Source organism: Xanthomonas sp. SS (assembly GCF_014236835.1).
Lineage (GTDB): Bacteria > Pseudomonadota > Gammaproteobacteria > Xanthomonadales > Xanthomonadaceae > Xanthomonas_A.
Window position 1 is genome coordinate 2,841,324 of the sequence record NZ_CP051190.1, and the last position, 13,834, is coordinate 2,855,157.

Here is a 13,834-nt window from a genome sequence, read left to right on the forward strand (position 1 = left end):
ACTCCCTCTGTAGCGGGTGACGGCGCCGCACGCTGGCGGCGCCGAGGTGTCAGTAGGTGGCCAGCGTGATCTTTAGCAATTGCGGCACATCGGAGAAATTGACGCCGTAGTCGGTCTGATCGCCGTTCCAGTTGCGCTGGAACCGCCACTGCGTGTCATCGTAGAAGCCTTCCTCGACCCGGTCGTAGACCATGTTCGCGGTCGCGGCGCTGGCCGGGTGCAGGGTCACCCGCACGTGGTAGCCGGTAACCAGGAATTCGTCCGGGCCCAGTTCGGCGATCAGCGCCGCGCCGGTCGGCTCGGGATTGCCGGGCGGCGTGCCCTTGAACCAGAACTGCGGCACGCCATAGGTGATGGTCGCGCTCCAGCGCTCGTTGAGGCGCAACTCCTGCACCGGCTGGCCGGGTTCCTCGGCGGTGCCGTGCAGCTTGCCTTCCGCAGCGGCCTTGGCGAACGGCCGCATGCCCATGCCCACCGCCTTGAAGCCCAGCGCGAACGGGGCCATGGTCGGCTCGTCGACCACCTTGGCGCCGAGCGGATAGTTGGAATAGCGGGTGTAGTCCATGCCGAAGGTGGACCAGCCGATGCCGTCGTGGCCGAGCGCGGCGTACAGGTAGCGCGCGTATTCGGGCCGGTTGCCGGTCTCGGCCACGAACAGCGCGTTGTCCGGCCGCGCGTAGCGCTCCAGCACCGTGGTGTACGTGCGGTGCTCGGGCATGTAGATGTCCGGCGCCAGCAGGTCGATGTGCGGCGCAGCGGCCTTCCACACGTCGAGCACGTTGTCGGTGGGGCCGCCGCTGGCGTACTGACCGGGCTGGCCGGGATTGAACGGGCCGCGCAACGCCGCGTTGACGTACATCGGCAGCGGGTACTCGGCCTTGCCGGCCGCGGCCACCTGGTCGATGAAGTGGCCGATATGCCAAGCGTGGAAGAACTCGTCGGCGTCGGCGCCGAACACCTGCGCCCAGCTGCCCGGCGGCTTGCCCAGTTTCTGCAGCAGCGCCTCGGGCACCGGGCCGTCGAAGGCCTGCTGCGCCAGCGGCGAAAAATCGCGCACGCTGCCGTAGGTGCCCGGCTCGTTCTCCGGCTGCACCATCAGCACCGTGCGCTGCGGATCGGCCTGCTTGAGGTGCTTCATGAAGGCGACGAAGGCCTTGCGATCGGCGTCAAGTGTGGCCGGCGCCAGCGGCGACAGCGAACCCAGCGTCTTGCCGTCGCGGGTGACGACCCGCGGGAAGCGCACGTTGTCGGTCTTGACCCAGTGCGGCGTGTAGGCCGGGCCGTTGTTCTTCCAGGTGCCGAACCACAGCAGCACCAGCCGCACCTTGTGCGCGCGCGCCTGCGCCAGCAGCGTGTCGACGAAGGAGAAATCGAACTTGCCCTCCTCCGGTTCCACCTGCTCCCAGGCGATCGGCACCTGCACGGTGTTGGGTCCGAGGAACTGCATCGCCGGCCACACCTTGTCCAGGACGGCGGGATAGTTGCTGGAGTTATTGACCTGCGCGCCGAGGATCAGGAACGGTGCGCCATCCACCAGCAGCGCGTGCTTGCCGTCCTTGCTGAGCAGTTGCGGGATCGGCGCCGGCGCCACGGCCGCTGCGCCGGCAGGCTGGCCCGCGGCGGGTGTGGCAGCATCCGGCTTGGCCGTCCCGGCATCGATGGCCGCCTGCTCCGGCGCGCAAGCGGCCAGGCCGAGCGCGAGCGCCGTGGTCAGCAGCGGGCGCCAGCGGCGGCGTGCGAGGAGCGTGCGGGAAGCGAGGCAATGCATGCGGGTCGGACTCCGTGTCACCAGGTATCGGTTCGGAAGGGGGAAACGGGCAACTGCTCGCGGTTGACCAAGTTGGCCTCGGCCGGGTTTTCGCTCCAGGCATAGCGCACTGCCTGCGGCTGCGCCACCTCGGCGCTCTCGACCACGACCCGATCGCCATCGATGCGCGCCTGCGCCGGATGGAAACGGCGGTCGGCGCCGGCCACGCTGAAGCCCAGCAACGGGCCGCCGCCGCGTACCGCCAGCGCACTGCCCATCGGATCGAAACGCAGCGCGACCGCATGCCCGCCGAACTCGGCCTGCGCGAACACCGGCGCGCTGTAGACCAGCCGTTCGCCATAGGCCACATGCCGCGCGGCCAGCGCCAGGCGATGGCCGACGTCCTGCTTGTTGGTCGGATGGATGTCGCCGGGCGTGCCGATGTCGATGGTCACCGCCTGCGCAGTCGCCGGCAGCGCCAGGGTCATGGACTGCGATTCGCGCAGCTGCGCCCACGGGCTCAGGTCGCCCTTGTCGGACCCGGCCTGGAAATTGGCCAGTTGCACCCACAGGAACGGCAGCTGCGGCTGTGCGCGCTCCTGGCGCCAACTGCGGATCAAGGTCGCGAACTGCTCGCGGTAACGCAGCGCGCCGCCTTCGTGGGCATTGCTCTCGCCCTGGTACCAGATCACGCCCTTGAGCGGGAACGGCTGCAATGGATGGATCATGCGGTTGTACAGCAGCGTCGGTTGCTGGTTCCTGCCGTCGTCCAGGGTCACGCTCACCTTGGCCGGGCGGAATTTCCATTCTTGCAACGGGCGCTTGGTGCCGTCGCCGAGTTGCACGAAGCGTTCGCTGTCGTCGCCATGCAGGCCGCCACCGCCACTGAGGTCGGTCACCTGCACCGCGATGCGGTTGACTCCGGCGTGCAGCGCGGCCGCGGGCACGCGGTACACGCGCGGCAGGTTCCAGCGCTGTTCGGTATGTCCGACCGGCTGGCCGTTGACGTATGTGACGTCCGAATCGTCTACCTGGCCGACCCCCAGGGTGACGCCGGCCTTGGCTTCCTCCGCGCTGAGGGTGAAGGCGGTGCGGTACCAGGCGATGCCGTCCATGCCGTCGTAGCCGCTGGCCTCCCAGTTGCGATCGACCGCGATCCGGTCCCAGTCGCTGTCGTCCAGGTCGGCGTCGCGCCATTGCTCGGCGCCATCGGCCACCGCCGGCCAGCGCACGATGCGCTGCCGCACCGCAGCCAGGGTCTGCGCATCCTTGGCCTGCAGCGCGGCGATGCTGTGTTCGGTCTGCGCGGCATCCATGCCCAGCGCCGCGGCATCCATCCATGCCTCGATCGCGCTGCCGCCCCAACTGCTGTCGATGATGCCGATCGGCACCCCGGTGCTCCTGCGCAACTCGCGCGCGAAGAAATAGCCGACCGCGGAAAACGCGCCGGCGTCCTGCGGCGTGGCGGCTTTCCACTCGCCGCCGGCCAGTTGCCGCTGCGGCTGCGGCGACCACGACTTGGGTACCTTGAAATGGCGCAGCTGCGGATCGTTGGCCGCGGCCACCTCGCGCGCACCGTCGCGCGCCTGCGCCAGCGGCCACTCCATATTGGATTGGCCGCTGGCCAGCCACACGTCGCCGACCAGCACATCGCCGATCCGGCGTTGCACACCGTCGCCCTGCACCTCCAAGGCATACGGTCCACCGGCCGCATGCGCCGGCAACTGCGCCTGCCAGCGCCCGTCCGCGGCGGCGACGGCGGTCGCCGCGGCACCGTCCAGACCCACCTGGATGCGCGCGCCCGGCGTGGCCCAGCCCCACACGCGCATCGGCACATCGCGTTGCAGCACCGCGCCGTCGGCGAACAGCAACGGCAGCTGCAACTCCGCCCAGGCCGATGCGGGCAACGCAGCCAACGCCACTACGGCCAGCCATCGCAGACAACGGGTCGGGCGTGCGCTCATCGGATCGATCCTGGGGTGATGGGTGCGGCCGGCGTCGGCGCGCACGGCAAGAGGAAGCATGGCGCAGCGCCGCCTGCGCGTGCCGGCGCAAGGATGCGGACGCTGCGTTGGCCGCAAGGATTACGGTGCATCGCCATAGAAAATGCCTCGGCCGCCGGTGGCGAAGTAGACGCGGCCGACCACGCGCGGATCGCCGGTGACGGCATAGGGGCGGCCGAAACGGTGCGCGTCGTCGTCGATCCGCTGCCAGTGTTTGCCCTCGTCTTCGGAACGGAACAGCCCGCCAACGCCGTCCACGCTGCCGGCGAGGAACAGCATCGGCGCGGCGCCATCGCGCGGCGCCCGGCCCAGGCCCAGCGAGCGCGCCTCGTCCACCTTCGACAGCACGGTCAGACGGCCGTCCTGCCAGCGCAGCACGCCGTGGCTGGGACTGGCCAGGTAGACCACACCGGCTCGCGCCGGATCCGGGCGCAGCTGCGGGCGGGTGCGCTCGGCAGCGGACGGCGCGCCGACCTCGACGCCGCTGTCGCGAAACCGGCGGCCGCCGTCCTCGCTGAGAGAAAAACGGCCGCCGGCCGCATCCACCGCGTACCAGCGCTGCGGATCGACCCGGTCGGCCTCGATCAGCAAGCTGCCCGAGGAGCCTTCCACGCGCTGCCACTGCCGGCCCCAGTCGTCGCTGGCCCAGGCGCTGCCGCCGTTGCGCGGCGACCAGATCACGCGGCTGCCGTCGGCGTTGATCGCGATATGCCCGGCGCCCTCGCCCACCGGCGGCTCGCTGGCGAATGCCGTCCAACTGGCGCCGCCATCGCGCGACCATGCCGCGCGCACCTCGCCGTCGCGCCGCTCGCGCAGCGTACCGCTGCGCACCACCAGCTGCGGTGCCTGGCCGGCGGCATCGATGCTCTCGCCGTTGGTCAGCCGCGGCCCGGCGAACTGCGACTGCGCGCGGTCCAGGCGATCGTGGCGGAAGCCATCGATGTCGCCGAGCGCGCTGAGCAAGTGCGCGCCCTGCGCCGGGCTGAGCAGGTCCAGCGGCACCGTTTCCTCCAGCCCGGCGTCGGCGAACCACCACTGCACCACGCCATCGGCGGCATCGAAGGCGCGCAGGTTGCGCGAGGCCCAGATGCCGTAGCCGGTGACGAACAGCGCGCGGTCGCTGTCGAACGGATCGATCGCCAGCGACGCCATCCAGTGCGGGCGCGCCTGCGCGGTCCACGGCGCCGCGTCGTGCACGAAGCGCGAGCGCGGGAACAGCGGTGCCCAGCTGCGCCCGCCATCGGTGCTGCGGTAGATGTCCTCGCCCGGCTGGTAGCGCCGGAACGTGCTGGCGATCAGCGTATCCGGCTGGCGCGGGTCCACCGCCACCGCGCCCCAACCGAAGCCCGGCCCGCTGCGCGGTTGCGGCACCGGGGTGATGTCGGTCCAGCGTGCCGCGGCCGGTTCGTACTTCCAGACCGCGCCGTCGGCCATCAGGTCCGGACCCGGCTGGTCGCCGTAGCTGAGGTAGTAGATGCCGGCACTGGAACGCACCATGTGGCTGGGGCGCAATCCGGTCGGCTGCCCCGGCAGCGGCCGCCAGCTGCGTCCGCCGTCCGCGGATTCGAACACGCTCTGTTCCGGCGTGGACACGCCGACGTAGATCCGCTGCGAAGCGCCAGCGCCGGCGGCGCTGGCCGGGTCGAACAGTACGAAGGAGATCCCCACCTGCTGGCGGCGTCCGGCATGGTTTTCCGCGCTGGCCGACGGCCCGGTGGCCACCGCCGGAAAGGAATTTACCCGCTGCCAATGCGCACCGCGGTCGGCGCTGCGCCACAGGCCGGCATCGCGCGAACCGAGCAGCAACACGCGGCCATCGTTGGGGTCGACCGCGAGCCGTTCGCCGTTGCCGCGGCCCAGTTCGTTGCCGCCCAGCTTGAACGGCAGATCGGTGCGCACGAAGCTGCGCCCCTGGTCGTGCGAACGCAGGATCGCCGCATTACCTGCGCGCGGGTGCAGATAGGTGCCCGCGGCCAGGTACAGCGCCTGCGGATCGTGCGGGTCGATCGCGAACGCATCGATGCCCATCAGGTTCTGGTCGTCCGGCCCGAGCCAGTCGGTCAAGGCGACCCAGTGCGCGGACGCGGCGTCCCAGCGGTAGGCGCCGCCGACGTCGGTGCGCGCATACAGCAGGCCCTGCTGCGCCGGATGGAACAGCAGGCCGCTGACGAAACCGCCGCCGCCGATGGCGACGCTGCGGAACTGGTAAGGCAGCGACGGCGCCGCGAGTGCCGGAACCACGCTGCACAGCAAGGAAAGCAGCAGAGCCCACCAGGCCAAACGCAGCCGCCCGGCACGCTGCGACATGCCAGGCACTGCGTCGAATCCCAGCAAGCGATGTTGCCGCATCGTGCGCCCTACTCCGATTGCAACCGACGGCCACGCCATCGGCAGGAAAGCCCCGCTCCGGCCACGCTGCGCGGGCAAGAGCGGATCGACTGCGCCGTGCTCAGAAGCTGGCGCGCAGGGTCAGGCCATAGCGACGGTCGTTGATCACGAAGTCGCGGTAGCGCGATTCCACGCCCAGGTAGCTCTCGTTGCGGGTATCGAGCAGGTTGACCCCATCCACTGACACCGACCACACGTCGTCGATGTTGTAGCGCACCGACGCGTCCAGCTGACCGAAGCCCTTGTTGTACACCGGCAGATTGCCGGTGCCGTTGCCGGCCGTGGTCACCAGCCAGTCGCTGCGCCAGTTGTAGGCCACGCGCGCCTGGAAGCGCGACAGCTCGTAGCTGAGGATCAGGTTGTAGCTGTTCTTGGACAAGCCCTGCAACGGCACCGTCAGCGCCTGGCCGTTGGTGTCGGTGGCGGTCGGGCTCGGCGCCTCGCTGTCCACGTAGGTGTAGTTGGCCTGCAGGCCGAAGCCGCTCAGCCAGCCCGGCAGGAAATCGAAGAACTGGGTATAGCCCAGCTCCGCGCCCTTGATCCTGCCGTCCTTGCCGTTGACCGGGCGGGTGATCTCCCAGGTCTGCCCGCCATAGACTTCCTCGAACACGGCATCGGCGATGAAGCCGTCGACCTTCTTGTAGAACACCGTGCCATACATCATCGAGCCCTTGCCGAAGTACCACTCCAGCGCGGTGTCGAACTGGTCGGCCTTCATCGGCCGCAGGTCGGGATTGCCGGCCGAGCCGGTACGGCGGGTGGTGCCGTCGCTGCCGGTGGCGGTGCCCAGGCTCAGGTTCGGGTTGAGCTCGTTGAGATCCGGGCGCGAGATGCCGCGCGAGGCGGCGAAGCGCCACTGCAGCGTGTCGGTGAGCATCCACCGCAGATTCAGGCTCGGCAACACGTCGGTGTAGGTCTGCTGCACGTCCACCGGCAGCAGGCCGCCGCCCTCGGCGTCGGTGCCGGTGCGCACGCCCTGCGAGTCGACCTTGGTGCGCACGATGCGCAGGCCGATATTGCCGTCGAACGGAATCGCGCCGCTGTCCACGCCGAAGCGCAGCACGCCGTAGGCGGCGTAGGTCTTCTCGCCCTGGCCGTTGATGTTGTTTGGCGCGAAGCTCAGCGGCGAGGCGCCGAACACCTTCAACGCTTCCGCGTAGTTGTCGACCAGCGTGTCGGACGGGGTCAGCCTGGGGCCGAAGGTCTGCGAATCGCCGCGGAAGAAATCGGTGATCGGATTCTGCATCACCTGTGCATCGGGGTATTGCGAGAACGGCGCGCCCAGGTACATGTAGCGCCACACGTTGCCCTTGTTCTGCGCGTCGCGGTCGGTATAGCGCACGCCGGCCTTGAAGCTGCGCGCGAAGCTGTCGTCGAACGCCAGGTCCATGTCGCTGCGCCAGGCGAACTCGGTGGCCTTGTTATCGTCCTTGTTGTCCAGGTGGAACTTCCAGCCGCTGTAGTTGGCCTGGTCGGCCAGGTAGCCCGGGTTGCCGGCGGCATCGGTCACCGACAGGCGCGGCAGGTCGCCGCGGAAGTCGATGGTGTACAGCGGCGTGGTGTCCATGCCGGTGCCGAGGATGTAGCGCGTGCCCTTGGTGGTGGCATCGATGTACTGGAAATCGGTGCTCAGTGTCAGGTTCGGCGACACCGTCCACTTGGCGCCCAGCGCGTAGTCGGTGGTCACCGAATGGCGCTCGGTCAGGCTGGTGTTGGAATCGGCCGGGGTGTTCTGGAACGTGCCGCTGACGAACTCGTTGCGGTCGTTGACCACGATGTCGTCGTAGCCCTGCATCGGGTTCTGCCCGCTGTAGGCGAAGAACGAATAGTCGTGCCAGCGGAAATCGTAGTCCGAGCGCAGCACCTGCGCGGTGACCTCGACGTCGTCGTTGGGCCGCCACTGCAGCGCGAACGCGCCGGTCTTGCGCTTGCGCTCGCCGACCGTGGTGTTGGTGCCGGCGCCATGCGGCACCGAGATGCCCTGGCCTTCGTAGCCAGGCAGATCGGTCTGCGTGTACCACGGCTCGATGGAGATGGTGTCCTGGCGGAACGGGCTGGTCTGCTGCGAGTAGTTCAGCAGCAGGCCGATCTCGCCGATGCCGGTCTGCCAGCGGTCGCTGTACATGCCGGAGAACGCCGGCTTGCTGTCGTCGGCCAGGTCGTAGTGGTTGTACTGCACGCTGCCGGCGATCTTGCGCCCGTCGTAGTCGAACGGCAGGCGCGTGCGCAGGTCGACGGTGCCGCCCAGGCCGCCTTCGATCATGTCCGCGGACGGATTCTTGTAGACGTTGACGCCGGCCAGCAGTTCCGCCGACACGTCCTCGAAGCTCAGGCCGCGGCCGTCGTTGGCGGTGAAGATGTCGCGGCCGTTGAGCTCGGTGCGGACCTGGGTCAGGCCGCGAATCGCGATGCTGCTGCCCTCGCCGTAGTTGCGCGCGATCTGCACGCCGGAGATGCGCTGCAGCGCCTCGGCGACGTTGTTGTCGGGCAGCTTGCCGATGTCCTCGGCCACGATCGAGTCGACGATCTGCTCGGAATTCTGCTTGACCAGCTGCGCCTTGGTCACGCTGCTGCGGGTGCCGCTGACCTGCACCGTATCCAGTTGCGTGGTGGCAGCGTCGGCCTGCGCAGGCGCGGTCTGCTCGGCTTGCTGAGCCTGCGCGGCGGACGCGGCGACCAGCGCGGCGACGGCCAGGGCAATGGCGGAGCGGCGCACGCCGCAGCCGGAAATCGAACGGGTAGCACGGGGCGCCACGGTCCGCGCAGGCGGACAATGGTGATGGGGCGCTGACATGGTGTTTCCCTCCCAGGACACAATGTGCAAACGATCTGGCGATCGCGCCAAGGGCAACGTCGCCGCTTCTAGTTGTCCGGCCGCACCGGGTCGAAATGGAGTGCTGGCCGCAAGTCCGGACGCGCACGGGATGATCGCGACGCGCACGCGATCGAAAGCGATCACGACTCGGAGGTGAGAATAGGTCGCAGTCGCCCACGCAAACCAATGAAATATTTACAGTTAGCTATACCTTTTTTTACATACGAAACACGTGCACAACCATGAATAGCGGCGCACCTGCAAGGCAGCGCCGGTTTCGGAGCGGCGGCACGAAAAAGCCCGCATGCGCGGGGCGCATGCGGGCCAGGAAACGCCTTGGCGGATGCCGCTTACCAGTTGCCGCGCAGCACCAGCGAGTAGCGGCGGTCGTTGACGAACCAGCTGCGCGTGTACAGGTGGTTGTCGACCTCGCCGTCGGCATAGGAGGTCGGCCCCATCAACACCTTGGTCACGGTATTGGTCAGGTTGTTGGCCTGGACACCGAGCTGCAGGTGCGGGGTGAACCGATAGAACACCGAAGCGTCGAGCTGGCCGTAGTCGTCCGACCAGGTCGGCAGCTTGGTCGACACGTCGCTGGCGGTCAGCAGGTAGCGCGAACGCCAGTTGTAGGCCAGGCGTACCGACAACGGCCCCTTCTCGTAGATGCCGGCGAGGTTGTAGCTGCGCCGCGACAGGCCTTCCAGCGGCAGGCTCACCCCGGTGACGGTGGTCTGCGTATACGGATCGGTCGCCGAATTCACGCCGCCGCTGCTGTCCACGAAGGTGAAGTTGGCATTGACGCCGAAGCCGCTCAGCCAGCCCGGCCACGAGTCGAAGAACTGCGTGTAGCCGTATTCGAAACCGCGGATGCGGCCCTTGGCCATGTTGAACGGCCGCGTCACCAGCCAGTCCTGGCCACCGTAGGTCTCGGTGGTGGTCTGGGTGGAGATGTAGTCCTTGACGCTCTTGTAGAACAGGGTCAGGTACATCATGTCGCTGGTGTCGAAATACCATTCCAGCGCGGTGTCGTACTGGGTGGCCTTCATCGGCTTGAGGTTCGGATTGCCCGCGGTGCCGGTCCACTTGGACACGCTGCCGTCGTCCTCGGTGGTCGCCTCCAGCAACAGATAGGGCTGCAGCTGGATGTAGTCCGGACGCGCCATCGCCTTGGACGCGGCGATGCGCCACTGCAGCGCATCGGAGAACTTGAAGCGCATGTTGAAGCTCGGCAGCACGTTGGTGTAGCTGCCTTGCGCGTTGTTGGGGAAAAACTGCCCGGTGTATTGCGCCTTGAGCGCGTCCGACCCCGCGGTGGCCGACAGGTCGGGGAACTGGCCGTAGCCGGCGGCCTCGGTCTTAGTCTGCACGATGCGCACGCCGACGTTGCCGTCCACCGGCACGCCCAGCGCGTTGTCGTTGCCGAAGTACAACACCGCGTAGGCCGCCTGGGTGCGCTCGAACTGGCGGTTGGTGTCCTGCAACTGGTACTGGTCCGGCGCCCAGCCCCAGCCGCGCAGCGCCACCAGCTGCTGGATCAGCTTGGAGGTGCCGGCATAGTCCTTGACCGCGGCATTGGTGGGAAAGTACAGGCTGTTGGGCACGCCGATCTTGCCGCGGAACAGGTTCGAGTACGAATACAGCTGCGAGGACTCGGGCGAGTAGCTGGCCAGGTCGGCCAGGCCGGTCCCGTTGGCGGTACCGGGAATCATCGCCCAGTTGTCGCTGATCACGCCCCAGTTGTAGCCGGAGTTCTTGTTGGTCTGGGTGCGGTCGGTGGCGCGGATACCGGCGCGGAAGGTGCGCAGCCACGCATTGTCGTCGTAGGTGTATTCCAGGTCGAAGCGCGTGGCCAGCTCGCGGCCGCGGTTCTTGGCCAGGTGGTCCATCGCCGCGCTCCAGAAATAATTGGAGGGGTCGGAGGTATAGCTGGTATCGGCGATCGACACCGACGGGTACTTGCCGCTCAGGTCGAAGTTCAGGCCCGGCAGGTAGATCGAACTGAACACGGTGAAGTCCAGCGAATTGCTTTCAGACTGCACCAACTGCATGTCGCCGCGCACGGTGAGGTTGCTGGTGAGCTTGTGGCTGAAGCCGCCGGACAGATCGGAGGTGGTGGTGCTCTGCTGCGAGTAGCGGTTGTCGGTGTAGAAGCGCACGCCGTCGTTGCCGGTGACGTTGCCGCGCCAGGAACTGGACACCGGCGAGCCGCTGACGAAACGGCCGTCAGCGTCATAGGTGAAGGTGGTGCCGGGGGCGGGACCGACCGCATTGGTGTCGTCGTTGAAGAACGCCGCGCGCTCCTGCCAGTTCATGTCGTAGGTGGAGCGCATGTACTGCACGTAGATTTCGGTGTCGTCGCTGGGCCGCCACTGGAACGCTCCCGCAACGCCCTTGCGCTTGCGCTCGAAGTCCAACTGCCGCCAGTTGACGCCGCCAGGCACGTAGACCTTGTCGAAATCGGTGCCGGCCAGCAGCGCCGGATCGGTACGGCGCACGAACGGCTCCATCTGGATGCCGTCGCTGCGGGTGGCCAGTTCAGAATAGGCAACGTCCAGCATCAGCCCCATCTCGCCGACGCCGGTGTTCCAGCGATCGCTGATCAGGAACGAGCCGGACGGCTTGTAGGTCTTGCTGAAGTCGCCGTAGTTCTCGTCGGCGGTGAAGCCGATCACCCGGCCCGGCTGGTCGAACGGCATGCGCGTGCGCAGGTTGACCGTGCCGCCGAGGCCGCCTTCGATGATCTCGGCCGACGGGTTCTTGTACACGTCCACGCCGGCCATCAGTTCGGCCGGCACGTCCTCGAAGCTGAGTCCGCGGCCGCTGGCGGCGCTGAAGCTGTCGCGCCCGTTGAGCTCGCCGCGCACCTGGGTCATGCCGCGGATCATCACGCCGCTGCCTTCGGCGGAGAAATGATCGGGATCGTTGCGTGCCATGAAATGGTCGATGGTCACGCCGCTGACCCGCTGCAGGGTCTCGGTGACGCTGCGGTCGGGCAGCGCGCCGATGTCTTCGGCACTGACCGAGTCGACGATCTGCTCGGCATCGTGCTTGATCGTCTGCGACTTGATCAGGCTGGCGCGCACGCCCTTGACCTCGATCGCGTCGAGCTGGGTCACTGGATCGGCGCTCTTCTTCTTGCTGCTGTCCGCGGCGTCCTGTGCCATCGCCTGCGCGCTGAGCAACAGGCCGATGCTCAGCGCCATGGCCGAGCGACGCAAAAGACAGGTATGACGAACCGCTGCGGTCGGCGAGGCCGGACCACGGTAGTGACGCGATGACATGATGTTTCCCTCCCAGGACACATGCACACACGGATGACGGTCGCGCGTACGCGCCGCCTTGCTGGTTGTGACGGCGACAAGCCAACGGCTCGCTGCCGTATCGCTAGGCGTGGCGGGCGTCGCAATGAGCGGCGCGCCGCGACAGCGGTCACGATCGACTGAGCCTAGAAGTGAATTTCGCGTTAAGCAAATGAAAAATTCACGCTAAGCTATACTTTTTTCGACTAGCTGGATGGCATTAGAGAAGGTCGAACCAGCGGACCTTGAGTCGACCGTAACCACGCTCCGCACCGCATGCCGACAGTCGCCGACCCACGACCCACGACACACCATCCGCCCGATCGTCCGCCCGGCATCATAAGACGGCGCCTCCGCGGTCTCCGCTCAGCCCGACGCGCGCTCCGGATACAGGCGCTTGGCCGCGTTGCGCAGCGCCAGCAGGACGCGTTCGGCGCCGGGCGGCAGCATGTAGTCGCGGCGGCGGATGATGCCGAACGACTCCATCCGCACCCCCAGCGCGATCGGCAGCACGGTCAGCAGCTTGGCCTGCACGTACGGCGCCACCGCGTCGGCCGGCAGCGCCGCCAGCAGGTCGCTGCCGCGCAACAGGCTGGTCATCACCGGCAACGACGAGGTCTCAATGACGTTCTGCGGGGGCAGCACGCCGTGCTCCATGAACATCGCGTCCAGCCGCGCGCGCAGCACGCTGTCCACCGGTGGCAGCACCCAGCCGTAGCGCGCCAGGTCGGCATGGCGCAGGTCGGTGCGCGCCGACAGCGGATGCCCGGCGCGCGCCACCACCGAATGCGGTTCGTCGGCCAGCGGCTCGAACTCCAGCTCGTCGCCGCCGTACGGGCCGAGGATGCGGCCGATGACGATGTCGAGTTGGCCGTCCAGCAGCTTGGCCACCAGCGGCCGGCTGTAGTCCATCTCCACCCGTACCAGGATGCCGGGGAACTCGCGCTTGACCTCGGCGATCGCCTGCGGCACCAGGTTGGTGCCCGGATTGACCACGGTGCCGATCGAGACCTGGCCCATGCGACCCTCGCGCAGCGCCGCGATCTCCTCCTGCGCGCGGCCGATCTCCGACATCGCCGAACGCGCGCGGCGGATCAGCACCTGCCCGTACCAGGTCGGCTCCACCCCGCGCGCATGCCGCTCGAACAGCTTGACCCCGAGCAGATCCTCCATTTCCGCCAACAGCTTGGACGCCGCCGGCTGGGTCATGCTCGCCGCCTCGGCCGCGCGCAGCACCGAGCGGTGCTCGTGCAACTGCAGCAGCAGCAACAGATGCCGGGTCTTGAGGCGGGCGGCGTTGAACCAGGGATTGGCGGCAGCGGTCATAAACGGAAAGCGTCCTGAGCAAGAAGATGCGTATTCACCACCGGAATAGCATATGTCTAAAATTTCATTTGCCGAGCATATCTTCGCGCGCGCAGGCTATCGGCCAGTCGCGACTCCCGCCGCGACGCCGTCCCACCGCCACACCCGCCTCGTGAAGGCGCCGGCGCACCGCGCCAGCGTCGATGAGCAGGACGATCCGCCAGCGCACCGGTCGATGGCGTCCGCCCGTTCGTCGCCAACGGGACGGTCGCTCACC

Annotated in this window: 6 protein-coding genes; all 6 read right to left on the minus strand. The window is 67.9% G+C overall.

Annotation, left to right across the window (positions count from 1 at the left end; translation table 11 throughout):
• Positions 1 to 49: 49 nt before the first annotated feature.
• Positions 50 to 1,768, minus strand: coding sequence for a DUF5597 domain-containing protein (locus HEP74_RS11735; RefSeq protein ID WP_185813038.1), 1,719 nt, complete (start codon positions 1,766 to 1,768; stop codon positions 50 to 52).
• 17 nt (positions 1,769 to 1,785) lie between these two features.
• Positions 1,786 to 3,711, minus strand: a complete 1,926-nt coding sequence (locus HEP74_RS11740) for a sialate O-acetylesterase (RefSeq protein ID WP_185813039.1) — start codon at positions 3,709 to 3,711, stop codon at positions 1,786 to 1,788.
• 120 nt (positions 3,712 to 3,831) lie between these two features.
• On the minus strand, positions 3,832 to 6,057 hold the full coding sequence (locus tag HEP74_RS11745) for a beta propeller repeat protein (protein WP_185813040.1): 2,226 nt from the start codon (positions 6,055 to 6,057) through the stop codon (positions 3,832 to 3,834).
• 142 nt (positions 6,058 to 6,199) lie between these two features.
• Positions 6,200 to 8,932 (minus strand): TonB-dependent receptor, encoded by a 2,733-nt coding sequence (locus HEP74_RS11750; RefSeq protein WP_185813041.1) that lies wholly within the window; start codon positions 8,930 to 8,932, stop codon positions 6,200 to 6,202.
• A 371-nt stretch (positions 8,933 to 9,303) separates the two neighbouring features.
• Entirely contained in the window at positions 9,304 to 12,156 is a 2,853-nt protein-coding gene (locus HEP74_RS11755) for a TonB-dependent receptor (RefSeq protein ID WP_185813042.1), read from the minus strand.
• A gap of 462 nt (positions 12,157 to 12,618) precedes the next feature.
• Positions 12,619 to 13,578 (minus strand): LysR substrate-binding domain-containing protein, encoded by a 960-nt coding sequence (locus HEP74_RS11760; RefSeq protein WP_185813043.1) that lies wholly within the window; start codon positions 13,576 to 13,578, stop codon positions 12,619 to 12,621.
• Positions 13,579 to 13,834: the final 256 nt, after the last annotated feature.